We start from the raw sequence: 12,435 nt of genomic DNA on the forward strand, positions 1-12,435 counted from the left end.
AGTGATCCGGCATGGAAGCCGTTATCGAGGTTCATGATCTGGTGAAAGAATATATTATTACGAAGAAAGAAAGCGGACTGCGGGGCTCGCTTAAGAGCCTGCTGTTCCCTCAAAAGACGATAGTGAACGGCGTGGACGGCATTAGCTTCTCGATCGGAAAAGGAGAAATCGTCGGCTATATCGGGCCAAACGGTGCGGGAAAAAGTACAACGATCAAGATGCTGACCGGCATCCTCCATCCGACCTCCGGATCGATCAAAGTATGCGGCATATCGCCGCAAGCAGACCGCAAATCAGTCGTACGCAAACTTGGCGTTGTCTTCGGACAGCGCACGCAGCTGTATTGGGATTTGCGGCTTGGCGAGTCCTTCGAGCTGCTGAGACGCATCTATCAAATCGATCTGGCCGCTTACGAGGAAACGCTAGCTATTCTAAGAGACGTGTTGAAGCTGGATGAATTCATGGACACGCCCGTTCGTCAGCTATCATTAGGACAACGGATGCGCGGCGACTTGGCAGCGGCCATGCTGCATGCCCCGTCAGTGCTGTTTCTCGATGAGCCAACTATCGGCCTTGATGCCGATGCGAAGCATGCCATTCGCAATTTCATCAAAGAAATTAACCGGACGCGCGGCGTAACCGTCATCTTGACGACTCATGATCTGGATGACGTGGAACAGCTGTGCAACCGTCTCGTTGTGGTCAACCATGGCAAAATCGTAGAGGACGGACCTATCGATACGATCATTCACAAATTGGCACCTTACCGTCTGCTCGTCGTTGAGCTGAAACAACCTTGCGAGGATCTCGTCCATCCGGCAGCGACAATTATCAAGCAGGATGGGCTTAAAATCTGGTACCAATTCGAGAAGAAGCGAATATCCGCAGCGGAGCTGATCTCCGATCTGTCACAGAAGCTGCCGATTCAGGATTTGAGCGTCAAAGAACCAGATATTGAAGACGCGATCCGCGAAGTGTATAAAACGACATCCGCCGTCTAGATCACCCTAAGCTGCCCTATTATTCTTCCGGATAATAGGGCAGTCTTTTTTTTCATAGAGCCGCTATTCATCTGCCATTAATTCGTATATTCTGTAAGTGATTCACACTTGTCCCATAAAGGAGGCATTATGATGAAATGGTTACGAAGAGGTGTTCTGTTAATGGCAATGCTGCTGGGGGTCAGTTCAATTCCGGCAATCGGATTTGCGCTTCCAGGAGAAATCTCGTATTACAGCGGCTCCACTCTCTTTACCCGCTACACCGGATCAGAGACGTTTAACGGCAGCGCGTACACACCTCATTCGCCCAACCGCTACAACAGCTATGAGAAAAGGTTCAAGCTTCATTTTGACAAATACCGTTATAAATTCAGAAGCTCCGGAAGCACCACCTTTTATTTTGCTATCGCCAAAATCACCCCCGAGTTCCCAGACGGTCAATCCATGTATGAGCAGCAGCTAAGCAGCTTTAGCTCCTATTCCAATTATTTGGATGGGGACTATTACATCTACATGTACGACTTTTCCGGAAACACGTCCAACCTGAATCTCTCTCAGCTCGAGGTCAGTGCAGTCACTCCCGGCGAAGTAAGGCTCTACAGCCCCGGCTCCTTCTCTTACACCTCCGGTTATTTCGCCGGCTCAGGCTCATCTTACCTGCTCAGAGGAAGTACACATACGATCGATGCTTATGTGGAGGGGGTACCCACCTCCGTTGTCGCTTCCGTCACGACAAGCACCGGCACGACGGTTCTCGGCAACCTGTCCTATGTTCCCGGTACAATCGGCCGCTATAAGCTGGACTATACGTTCAATGAGCATTATGACACCCGAAACGCACAGAAGCCTACGCTCAAAATAACGGCGACCTATCCGAACGATATTCGCGGCGCATCTGTCGTCGTCGCATCTCAGCCCATCTACGTAACAGAAATGGATTATAACTACTATCAGCGCAATGACTCTACATGGTACTACAACTCGCCGACTGACAACAGCTTTGCTGGCCCTGCGACGAGTGCATTTACTTGCTATCATTTCGTTGCGGATATTTCGGATACCTCTTACACCGGCTCACCGCAGCAGGGCAATGATGCCGATATTATCAACTTTATGAAAAAGCAGGGCGCTCACGCTTCCCGTCCTGGCATTAGTTATTCAACGGCATCGATGACGCCAATCGCCTTCCCTGATGCGATTTATTACACGAATTATCACTTTGCAAAAGTAACGAACTGGGATGCAAGCGGCAATCCGACGGAGATCGTCTCCAAGTGGGGCGGACTGGAGCTCATCAAGAGCACGTCTGCAGCCCCGTTCTCCAACTCGATCGCCACTTACGGTGCTCCGCGCATTTACTTTAAGCGCTAGTTAGAAGTGTCGGCGCGAAAAAAGCCAGTACCGGTATTGAACTGTTTTTCAGTTCACATCGGACTGGCTTTTCACTTGCTATCGTTCGCTAACCAGGCTTACTCTTTCCACGGCGAGTGAAGCACGCATTCGCAGAAGTTGGTAGGCTTGAAGCCGGGCAGCAGCATCGCGCAAACATCCGCTTTAATGTTGCCGAACGTCGTCTCCGGCTTATGCTTGAAGCCTTCCAGGAAAGCAGGCAAGATTTTGTTCTTAAATCCGTTACGCGGATAGGCAGTAACTACTTGCCCGCGTACTTCTTCGGTCAGGCTTTCGAAATTTTCACCCATGACGTCATAACCAACGCCAGAGTAGATCAAGGCTACTTCAGGCTCTTTGTATTGGGCTACGCCAATCGTTGTATGAAGCGCAATCGCATCCCAGACGAGACGGGACGATTCCTCGGGAACACCATGGCTCCGCAGATAATCGCGAGCAGCATTCGCTCCGTCTACCTCGAAACGCTTGTCCGGGCTGCTATAATGCTTCGTCAGACCAAGATCATGGAATAAAGCGCTAATGTACAGCAGCTCGCTGTCATATTTCACCCCGTTGTTGGCACCTTGCAAAGCTCCAAACAAATAGACGCGGTGTGAGTGGTTCCAGAGCAGATCATTACCGTGCTCGCGAAGCAGCTCAGCGGCGCCAAGCGCCAGCTTGCTGTCCGGAATTTTAATATCGGCGATAGTAGTAGTCATGTTGATTCCTCCCTGATTTTCAAATGGTGTGGCTGGTCAATCTTAGTGTTGCTGCTTGATGAACAAAGTATAGTCCGGACAGTATTATAAGTAAATATTATTGTTTCTATTATAATAATAGATTTCATCGATGTTAATGACATGAAAAAACAGGACTCGGTTTAGAGCCCTGCTATTGTGCTATATACGGGATCGCTGCGCGTTTTGGTTCATGCTGCTATTCTTGATTCCATTGTCCCCATCGCCGGCACGATGATAAATGGTTAGAATCTTCAAAAAAGCATCCTGAACTCAAAACGCTCCGCTTTCCCCCAGCCGTGCATCATCTCAGAGCAAGACAAACCAAGAATTAAACATTCAAAGCCATGCCTCATTCTTGATGACGCTACAACCGAACCCATTAGCACTCGAATCAGTCTCATGCAAGAAAGTAAACCCGCTACCACTCCGCTATCTGCTGCCTGCCGCGCGTCTGCAACGACTGTAAAATTGGTCTGCCATCATCCTATCCTGCATCGCCACGCCGCGCGCGGGAGGCACAAAATGTAAATGTGCAGGTTGTTAGCCGCTTTTTCGGCGATTTTTCGCTTCAAAATGCAAATATGCAGTTTGATTGGCTCAAAAAGACGCTATAGCGTGAAATAGAAGGATTTCAAATGTACTTTTGCATTTTGAACGCCATTCTGGACCTTTTGAGACAGATCAGCATGCACTTTTGCATTTTGTTTCTCATTTAGGCACAAAGAGTCCAGTGTGTGGAGCTGTGTGAAGCTGATTTCACAGCTTGGAGCTGTTGAAAGCGAATTGCGCCTTCTGCAGCTTCGGAAGGCATATCGCATCTTAACTAGCTGCTTGTATAGTCCTCACAGACCCATACTGCGACAGTTACCACCAGCATCCCTAAAAGTTACTTAGCAAATAGCTTTTCCGCGTCTTCCAGCGCCATAAAGTGGCCAATGGAGGAATAGTCCAGCCATTTTTGTCCATCGAGCACATAGACATGCTGATTTTTCACCGCTTTTAGATTTTGCCAGATCGGATTTTTGGCCAATTCATCGAAGGTGGCTTTGGCTTCGCTGCCTTTGCTTATAATGACAAAGATCGCATCCGCATCGAAGTCCGGCAGCACCTCTTGCGAGATGACGGCGTAAGGTTTATCGACGATTTTTTCCACACCAGCGGCTGGCGCAAGCTTGAGATCATCAAACATAATCGGCCCTAGCGGACGCTTCATCCCCATGACGCGCAGCTCCTTCGCCGTCATTCGGATCGCCATCACTTTGGCATCGGCGCCAAGCTTTTCGTGAATCATCGTACTTACATTTGCCGCTTTACTCTCATAATCGGCAATAAATTTCTCGGCTTCCGCTTTCTTGTCTACTTGCTCGGCAATTCTTCGCAGATGATCACGCCAGGTTCCTTCGTCCATATTAATGCTCACCGTCGGCGCGATTTTTTCAAATTTGCCCACATCTTCGCCTGTGTATACTTCATCGATAAAGATAACATCCGGCTTCGACGCCAGAACGGCTTCCATGTCGGGATCAGTTACGACACCATATTTGGCTGCACCCTCCAGACGATCTTTCACATGGGGGAGGAAATCTTTGACGTCACCGCCAATAACCGAGCCGATCGGCTTAATGCCGAGTGCAAGCAAGTTGTTCGTAATATGTATCGACATCGAGGCGATTTTGGCATCGCCATATTGACCCGTTTGTTCGACTTCACTAGCCCCCGTATTAGAGGAACCTTCTTTGGAGCCCGTACCTTTATTAGCTGCTTGCCCGCATGCAGATAGCAGCGCGACGAGCATAACAACCGTTAGCATAAACAATCCCTTTTTCAACTTCATCCATCTCCTGTTCAATCTTCTCTAAAATTTTGTTTTAAACAGCATATACAAAAAGTAAGGTCCGCCTACCATCGCAACGACGATTCCCGCCGGTATCGCAACAGGCTGCAAAATAGACCGGCCAATCGTGTCCGCCGTCACTAGAATAACAAGCCCTGTAAGGGCAGCTACCGGCAAAAAATAACGATGCTGCGGCCCGGCCAGCCGTCTTGCAATATGAGGCGCAACCAGCCCAATAAAGCCAATCCCGCCTGCCATCGCAACACTTGCGCAGGACAAGGCTACCGCTGCGGCCAGCATCACAATCCGGTTTCGAGTAACCCGGCTTCCGATTCCCGAGGCCAGCTCATCACCCAGCGCAAACAGATCTAGCTTCTTAGACTGGCTGTACAGGAATGGAATCAGAAGCGCGATCCAAGGAAGCAGTGTCCATACATGAATCCATTCCCTGCCCCAGACGCTTCCCGCCAGCCAGCGCGAGGTGAAGGAATAGGTGTCCTCGTCCAGCCGCAAGGAAAGAAACAGCGTAAAAGCCCCGATTCCCGCCTCTATGGCAATGCCGACAAGGATAAGCCGAATTGGCAGCAGTCCTTTAAACCGGTCGTAAGCAAATAGGAAAATAATGACGGCCGTCACCATACCGCCCGCAAACGTAAAGAGCGGAATAAGCAAGGCTGCCGGTCCCTCCATCGTCCGAAAGAAGGAAACGAATACGATTAGGCCAAATGCTGCGCCCGCATGCAGCCCCAGAATACCGGGGTCAGCTAAAGCATTCCGCGATACGCCTTGCAGCACGGCACCGGCTACACCCAGCCCCATCCCCGCAAGAGCGGTAATTATAATGCGCGGCAGACGATATTCGAATAAAATAAGCATCTGCTCATTTGTCCCGTTGCCCCATAGCGTGTTCCAGACTTCTGACGGCGACAAACGAATTGATCCTGTATTGAGGGCGATAGTCACGACCGCAATCGCAATCAGGAGCAGCGTAAAGGAAGCCCATAAAGCGTTTCGAAGCCGGCTCACTTGAATCCGGTCCATCTACAGCTCCCTCCTTTCCTTGCGAGCCAAATAGAGAAAGAAAGGAACGCCTACCATCGCCACCATGCCCCCAATTGCAAATTCACGCGGCGGGTGAACCATTCGCGAAGCGAAATCTGCCCAGACCAGCAAAATAGCGCCAAGTAAAGCGGCGAACGGAATTGTGATCCGATAATCTACACCAACTAAACGGCGAGCCATATGAGGAATAACAAGACCAACAAAGCTGATCGACCCTGCGACCGATACCGAGGAACCAGCAAGCACAACTGCAGCTGCCATTCCGAAAAAACGGATCCGCCCGACGCGAACTCCAAGGCCTGCAGCCGTCTCCTCGCCGAAGGCCATGGAAGTAATCGACCTTCCCATTGCCATGGAACCGCCAATCGTGAGGAGTACAACAGGCGCAAGCCACTTCAGATGCTCCCATCTGACCCCCGCCACACCTCCTGCATACCAGAAGGCCAAATCCTGGCTAAGGTCATAATAGATGGCGACACCGCTGCTTAATGAATGCAGGATAGCGGCAACGACCGCTCCGGCTATCGTAAGCTTCAGTGAGGTCAGTCCGCCTCGCGTGGCAGAGCTGAGTGCGACGATAATTAATGTACTTAACGCCGCTCCAATAAAAGATAAAATCATTAACTTTCCATAGGCAAGACCCGGCAATAGCGCAAAGGATAGCGCGACGACAAACGCCGCCCCCGCATTGACGCCCAAAATACCGGTATCCGCCATCGGATTCCGCGTAACCCCTTGCATTAATGAACCGGCCACGGCAAAAGCCATTCCCGTCAATACCGCGCCGAGGACGCGGGGCAGCCTTAACACATGGACGATTTGATGTGCCGTATCTTCTTTGTTATAGTGAAAAATCGCGGTCCATACCGTCCGCAATGTCAGCTCTTTAGCGCCATAGGAAATCGCCAGAAACATTGAGAGCAGTAAGGCCACAATTACCGCCGTAAACCATAGGCTTATCTGCCATTTTTTATTCCCGTTCATCTGTTTCGCGCGAGGATACCTCCGTTCCTATCAATAATATTGATAATCATTATCATTATCTAATTATAACCGTCCCTCTTTCTCCGTCCATGACATATTCCAAGCTTCGTTCATGGACAAATTCAAGATTTCCGGTTTCACTCGATATGGATTTATTCCCTTTTATTCATCATGCCTCACCTGACAGAAGTAAATACGCCTCTTCCAGCTGCCAATTGATCATTTGCGGCGAATAAAGAATCCACTTGTCCCAATCCACCACAAAAACACGCCCATTCTTGACTGCAGAATGCGCAGCCCAAGCCGGTTCCGAGACGATCCATTGCTGTACCCGCTCACGATCTTCGTCCGTCTCCACTGCGACCAACAAATAATCGGCTTCATAATTCCCAATCTCATGCGGAGCAATGCCTGTCCAATTAAAGCCTGTCCCTTCAGGATGGAGACTTAGCTGCTCCTGAATTCGCTGCGGCGGCTGAAACCCCAGTGACCGGTAAAAGACATGTCCGATATTTCGTGATCCGTACATGCGAAGCCCTTTAGCACGTGCGCTGCATACCGCGACGGTTGTGTCCGCAATAGCAAGCTTCCCTTCAAGCTTGCGGTGAAGCTGCTCCGCCTTGCTTTTATGCTCAGTTATCCATGCTTCGGCAGCCTGCTTCCGGTCAACAAGCTCCGCGATTGTGGTCAAATGGGCATAGATATCCTTCGTCGTCCATGGGATGGCAATGACTGGCGCGATATCGTTCACATTTTCCAATGCTTTACCGTGAACATTATCCTTGCACAGGATCAGATCCGGCTTCGCTTCCGCGAACGTTTCCCGGCTAATTTCCCACAGCTCCGAGCCATGCCGCGGCAAGCGAAGGGATTGCGGCGTCTCAGGCAAATAAGCATGAAGCTGCGCTGCGCAAGGTTTGATGCCAAGCGTGAGCAAGTGATCTGTATAGGGATAAGAAAGTGAGACGATCCGTACATTTTTGCTGCTCGTAAACATGGTTGGGGAGTAACCGCTCATTTCCTTAAAACGACGGCTGAAATAAAATTCGTCGCTATAGCCGACGTCCTGGGCGATTTCGCGTATCGACCTGTCGGTCTGCAGCAGCATTTCTTTGGCCTTGTTCATACGGAGATGCGCAAGGAAGGATACCGGCGTTTTACCCAAGTTGCGCTTGAATAGCTGGGAAAAATACGTCGGATGAAGCCCTGCCAACTCGGCAAGCTTGTCTACCCGAATTTCCTCGCGATAGTGGTTTTGCATATAGTGGATCGCTTGCTTCAGCCGCTCTTCGATGTCGTTCATCGCTACTGGGGCCGCGTGCTGCAGAATGCCTTTGAGCAAATCATACAAATATTGCTGGGCCTGAAACCGATTCTGCGCCTGCATCCGCTTGCCTTCGGCCTCAAGCAAATAGAAATACCGCTTAAATAGATGACTGCTGGCACGAATCTGCCCTTGCAGCGGGAATGTGGTTTCCCGGATAAAGGATCGGCTTGTATTGTTCTGAGCATGTTTGGTTAGACGGAAAATATCGAAGGTCAGCCAGCATAACTCTAGCCGTCCAAGCAGCCCTTGCCTCAGCTCAAGCCGGGTTCCGGGCGCAAACACATGAAGCGTGTCGCTCTCTAGTCTGGCTTCAAGTCCATCCACTTGAACAAGAGCATCCCCCTTCACCAGATATAGAAGAGTATGATGCTCCAACAGCAAGCTGCCGATCGCCCAATCGGGCGGTTCGCCGGATTTCCGGGCTTGTATGAGCTCAAACATCGTATCATTCAAAAACTGCTCCGCATTCATTTTGACCGCATCCCCTTATTAAACCAGCGCATCCCCGTGCCGCCCGCATAATTGTTTTTTCATTGTAGTCAACGAAAAGTGTTCCTGCAATAGATCACTTTTCACTTTCCGGCCGTCAGAGGCTGCCACGTATTGCATATAATCTGCGATATGCCGTAGGGGTCATCCCTTCGTGCTCCATAAATCGTTTGTTGAAATAGCTGACGCTCGGATACCCAGCTTCCTCGGCGATTTGTCCGATCGTGACATCCTCCCGCTCCAGCAGCCATTGCTTGGCCGCCTGCAAGCGGCAGCGAGTGATGAATGCCATTGGCGTCATTCTCGTCGCGCTCTTGAACAGTTTGCAGAAGTAATAGGTGGTAACACCAAGCTTATCCGCCCATTCATCCAAAATAAAAGGTTGAACCGCTTCTTGCTGCATAAGCGGCAGCAGCTCCATTATCCGGTCGGCAGAGGTGGCCGCCTTGCCGCGATTAAGCGCAGCAGCCTGCTCGACGAATGCGGTCAGAACGGCATACGTCAGCATGGACAAATGGCTGGGATGCAGCATGCGATGGGTCTCGGCTTCCACCAGCAGTTCTTCATGAGCCTGCACCCAAAGGGCAGGCTGCCGAAGCGTCCACAGCGGACTTTTGTGCAAGCCCTGCTCCAGCAAATAATCACGGAGTCCACTGCCTCCATAAAAATGCAGCCAACGAACATCCCACGGTTCATCTTGGCTGCTATAGTACCGCTGCTTCTGCAGCGGGAAATAAAGCACCGCTTCTCCCGCGCGCAGCTCGTGAACGACGCCGTCCAGCTCCACAAAACCTTTTCCAGAAACGACGTAATGGATATTAAAATTGTTAAGTGCCCCCGCTTCCCTCGATACGGTATGCTCTGGATTTTCACGATATTGACCCACCGATTCGGGGAAGCAAAAGTATGGCATAGCAGGTAACGTAAGCAATAAGCTATGACGCTGCATCTTTAAACACCTCAATGACAATATTGTTTCAATGTGAAGCAAAATAATATTATTTTAATTTTAATTCGCATCCCCTATAATCGCAATATAATCATAAACCAACAAACAAAGCGAGGGTGAATCATGAGCAAAAAGTTGAAATGGGGTATTCTAGGCTGTGCCGGAATTGCAAAGCGGGCTGTTATTCCGGGACTGCAATTATCGGAATTGAACGAAGCGGCTGCTATCGCGAGCCGCGATGGTGAAAAAGCAAAACAGACCGCAGAGGAACTGCAAATTCCAGTCGCATACGACAGCTACGAGGCTCTTCTTGCAGACCCTTCAATCGACGTGATCTATATCCCGCTGCCGAACCATTTGCACAAAGAATGGGCTATTCGGGCAGCCGAAGCAGGCAAGCATATTTTGTGCGAAAAACCGCTCGCTTTAACAGAATCCGAAGCATCGGAAATGGTTGAAGCGGCCGACAAAGCTGGCGTTCTGCTCGCCGAAGCCTTCATGTACCGTTATCACCCTCGCTATCAGACGATAAAAGATTTGATCGCCTCCGGCGCTATCGGCGATGTTCGCGGCATACGCGGCGCCTTTACGTTCAATAACGCTAAGGATGCAGCGAATGTCCGCTACCGCAAAGCATGGGGCGGCGGCTCGATCTATGATGTGGGCTGCTACCCTATTAGCGCGGCTCGCCTGCTGCTCGGCAAAGAACCGGAAGCCGTTACGGTGAACGCCCAGTTCTCGCCTGAACATGATAATGTCGACATGATGGCTTCCGGCCTGCTTGAATTCGAAGGAAATGTATCGCTGACTTTCGACTGCGGCATGTGGTCCGCCTTCCGCAACCCGCTCGAGGTGCTGGGCAGTGATGGCATCATCGAGATTCCTTCCGCTTTCGTAACACCTTCGCAAGAGAGCGGCACGATCTACTTACATGCAAACGGCGAACGCAAAGAAATCGAAGTGCCTTATGTCAATGCCTATACCGCACAAGCCGACCATATTGCCCGCTCCATTACAGAAGGTACCGCGCTGCCGTTCCCGGCCTCAGATGCGATTCTCAACATGAGAGTCATTGACGCCTGCTTGCTGTCGGCACGCGAGCGGACAAGAGTCGTATTGAAGCCGTAAGCGCTTGCGTTATAGCGTAACCACAGATAATGAATGGCAGTAATCGTATACCGAGGAGGCTATCCTGACTATGGAATATTTACATGTACAAGGACTCAATAAACCGGTGTCGCGCCTGATGAAGGGCTCCGACTATTTCTTTCATAACGTTTACGACAAAGCGGCAGCGAACTTGGATGCTTTCTTTGCAATCGGAGGCAATTCTATTGATACCGCTCATATTTATTGCGGCGGACAAAGCGAGGAAGTCATCGGCCGTTATATGAAGGAAAGGGGCAATCGGGAGCAGTGGATTGTGCTGACCAAAGGCGCGCATCATGACCAGAACGGCCCGCGCGTCAGCCGCGAGGCGATCCGCAGCGACTTGAAGGACAGCCTGGATCGTCTGCAATTTGACTATATCGATATGTATGCTCTGCATCGAGATGATCCGGCCGTACCCGCGGGAGAGGTCATTGAAGCGCTGAACGAGCATATCGCATCCGGGGCGGTGAGATCGATCGGGGTGTCCAACTGGAGCTGGCAGCGGATTCAGGAAGCCAATGAGTATGCTGCAGCAAACGGCCTGGTTGGCTTCTCCTTCAGCAGCCCGAACCTCAGCCTGGCGAAAGCCAACGAGCCGTTCTGGACGGGCTGCGTTTCCGCTGACGAAGAGACTTGCGCTTGGCATGAAGCAAATCAAATTCCTTTATTCTCGTGGTCTTCCCAGGCAAGAGGCTTCTTCACAGGAAGATTCTCGCCAGAGGATCGGACGAACGAGGATTTGGTCCGCGTCTTCTACAGCGAAGACAACTGGGAACGGCTTGAACGGGCCAAGCAGCTGGGTGAGCGCAAAAACGTAACAGCCATTCAAATTGCGCTGGCATACGTACTGAACCAGCCTTTCCCGACTAGCGCCCTAATTGGCGCACAATCACTGGAAGAGCTTCGCTCTTGCGACGAGGGGTCGCGTATTATTTTGACCAAGGAAGAGCTAGAGTGGCTGGATCTATCCTCGGATAAGAAGTAGAAGCTGAGAAAGGTCAATAGAGGGGCTAAGCAAACGCCAGCACCTCTATTGACCTATTCTTATTTTGAACTATTAAGAGATGTTCTTCGTTAATATAATTTCAAGCGGCTCGTTCTCCAGCAACAGGCATCCGGCGTCCTTATAGCCCAGCTTCCGGTAGAAATGCTGTGCTTCTTCATTGGCCAGTGTTGATGTCATCACGAGCTTAAAGCCCTTCCGCTTCATGTCCTCTTCCCAGAACAAGACAGCTTGCTTGCCTAACCCCTTTCCTCGGAATGCATCATCGATCCAGAGCATATTCATGAAGGGCGTATTGTCCCAGAAATAACCGTATCTCAACCATCCAAAGCTGTTGCCTTCCTCGCTGTGCAGCATATAAATTTCTTTTGCATCGATTTTGGATTCGATTAAATGCTGAAGCAAATGTTTATCTCTCTCCAAAATATAAGCATAGTCTGCCATAATGGCTGCCTCGATAATCATCAGCGATCCCCCCTTTTTCCGCCTCTGCCTCAAAGTGGTT

General features: G+C 50.5%; 11 protein-coding genes. 4 read left to right on the top strand and 7 right to left on the bottom strand.

Annotated features, from left to right (window positions below; genetic code table 11):
• Nucleotides 1-11: 11 nt before the first annotated feature.
• A complete protein-coding gene (locus IEX98_RS09555; RefSeq protein ID WP_188888732.1) occupies nucleotides 12-1,001 on the top strand; it encodes an ABC transporter ATP-binding protein in 990 nt (329 codons plus the stop codon).
• Nucleotides 1,002-1,130: 129 nt separating this feature from the next.
• Entirely contained in the window at nucleotides 1,131-2,372 is a 1,242-nt protein-coding gene (locus IEX98_RS09560; RefSeq protein ID WP_188888733.1) for a hypothetical protein, read from the top strand.
• Between the two features lie 98 nt (nucleotides 2,373-2,470).
• Here the strand turns inward: IEX98_RS09560 and IEX98_RS09565 are convergent, their stop codons facing one another.
• The 6 genes from IEX98_RS09565 to IEX98_RS09590 form a co-directional block, all read right to left on the bottom strand.
• On the bottom strand, nucleotides 2,471-3,109 hold the full coding sequence (locus IEX98_RS09565; protein ID WP_188888734.1) for an HD domain-containing protein: 639 nt from the start codon (nucleotides 3,107-3,109) through the stop codon (nucleotides 2,471-2,473).
• A 907-nt stretch (nucleotides 3,110-4,016) separates the two neighbouring features.
• On the bottom strand, nucleotides 4,017-4,958 hold the full coding sequence (locus IEX98_RS09570) for an ABC transporter substrate-binding protein (RefSeq protein WP_188888735.1): 942 nt from the start codon (nucleotides 4,956-4,958) through the stop codon (nucleotides 4,017-4,019).
• A 27-nt stretch (nucleotides 4,959-4,985) separates the two neighbouring features.
• Nucleotides 4,986-6,005: a FecCD family ABC transporter permease gene (locus tag IEX98_RS09575; RefSeq protein ID WP_188888736.1), complete on the bottom strand. Its 1,020-nt coding sequence runs from the start codon at nucleotides 6,003-6,005 to the stop codon at nucleotides 4,986-4,988.
• On the bottom strand, nucleotides 6,006-7,010 hold the full coding sequence (locus IEX98_RS09580) for a FecCD family ABC transporter permease (protein ID WP_188888737.1): 1,005 nt from the start codon (nucleotides 7,008-7,010) through the stop codon (nucleotides 6,006-6,008). It abuts the gene before it with no gap.
• Between the two features lie 169 nt (nucleotides 7,011-7,179).
• Entirely contained in the window at nucleotides 7,180-8,808 is a 1,629-nt protein-coding gene (locus IEX98_RS09585) for a helix-turn-helix domain-containing protein (RefSeq protein ID WP_188888738.1), read from the bottom strand.
• 115 nt (nucleotides 8,809-8,923) lie between these two features.
• Nucleotides 8,924-9,775, bottom strand: a complete 852-nt coding sequence (locus IEX98_RS09590; protein ID WP_188888739.1) for a helix-turn-helix transcriptional regulator — start codon at nucleotides 9,773-9,775, stop codon at nucleotides 8,924-8,926.
• A 123-nt stretch (nucleotides 9,776-9,898) separates the two neighbouring features.
• Between IEX98_RS09590 and IEX98_RS09595 the strand changes: the two genes are divergently transcribed.
• Both IEX98_RS09595 and IEX98_RS09600 read left to right on the top strand, forming a co-directional pair.
• On the top strand, nucleotides 9,899-10,903 hold the full coding sequence (locus IEX98_RS09595; RefSeq protein WP_188888740.1) for a Gfo/Idh/MocA family protein: 1,005 nt from the start codon (nucleotides 9,899-9,901) through the stop codon (nucleotides 10,901-10,903).
• Between the two features lie 70 nt (nucleotides 10,904-10,973).
• Entirely contained in the window at nucleotides 10,974-11,912 is a 939-nt protein-coding gene (locus IEX98_RS09600) for an aldo/keto reductase (RefSeq protein ID WP_188888741.1), read from the top strand.
• Between the two features lie 72 nt (nucleotides 11,913-11,984).
• Here the strand turns inward: IEX98_RS09600 and IEX98_RS09605 are convergent, their stop codons facing one another.
• A complete protein-coding gene (locus IEX98_RS09605; RefSeq protein ID WP_188888742.1) occupies nucleotides 11,985-12,395 on the bottom strand; it encodes a GNAT family N-acetyltransferase in 411 nt (136 codons plus the stop codon).
• Nucleotides 12,396-12,435 lie beyond the last annotated feature (40 nt).

It is taken from the genome of Paenibacillus radicis (ex Gao et al. 2016) (assembly GCF_014641555.1).
GTDB lineage: Bacteria > Bacillota > Bacilli > Paenibacillales > Paenibacillaceae > Pristimantibacillus > Pristimantibacillus radicis.

Bases quoted from the DNA above. Each gene is read 5' to 3' on its own strand.
- IEX98_RS09600 (WP_188888741.1), top strand. From the start codon at position 10,974: ATGGAATATTTACATGTACAAGGACTCAATAAACCGGTGTCGCGCCTG.
- IEX98_RS09555 (WP_188888732.1), top strand. From the start codon at position 12: ATGGAAGCCGTTATCGAGGTTCATGATCTGGTGAAAGAATATATTATT.
- IEX98_RS09575 (WP_188888736.1), bottom strand. From the start codon at position 6,005: ATGGACCGGATTCAAGTGAGCCGGCTTCGAAACGCTTTATGGGCTTCC.
- IEX98_RS09580 (WP_188888737.1), bottom strand. From the start codon at position 7,010: ATGAACGGGAATAAAAAATGGCAGATAAGCCTATGGTTTACGGCGGTA.
- IEX98_RS09585 (WP_188888738.1), bottom strand. From the start codon at position 8,808: ATGAATGCGGAGCAGTTTTTGAATGATACGATGTTTGAGCTCATACAA.
- IEX98_RS09590 (WP_188888739.1), bottom strand. From the start codon at position 9,775: ATGCAGCGTCATAGCTTATTGCTTACGTTACCTGCTATGCCATACTTT.
- IEX98_RS09560 (WP_188888733.1), top strand. From the start codon at position 1,131: ATGATGAAATGGTTACGAAGAGGTGTTCTGTTAATGGCAATGCTGCTG.
- IEX98_RS09595 (WP_188888740.1), top strand. From the start codon at position 9,899: ATGAGCAAAAAGTTGAAATGGGGTATTCTAGGCTGTGCCGGAATTGCA.
- IEX98_RS09605 (WP_188888742.1), bottom strand. From the start codon at position 12,395: ATGATTATCGAGGCAGCCATTATGGCAGACTATGCTTATATTTTGGAG.
- IEX98_RS09565 (WP_188888734.1), bottom strand. From the start codon at position 3,109: ATGACTACTACTATCGCCGATATTAAAATTCCGGACAGCAAGCTGGCG.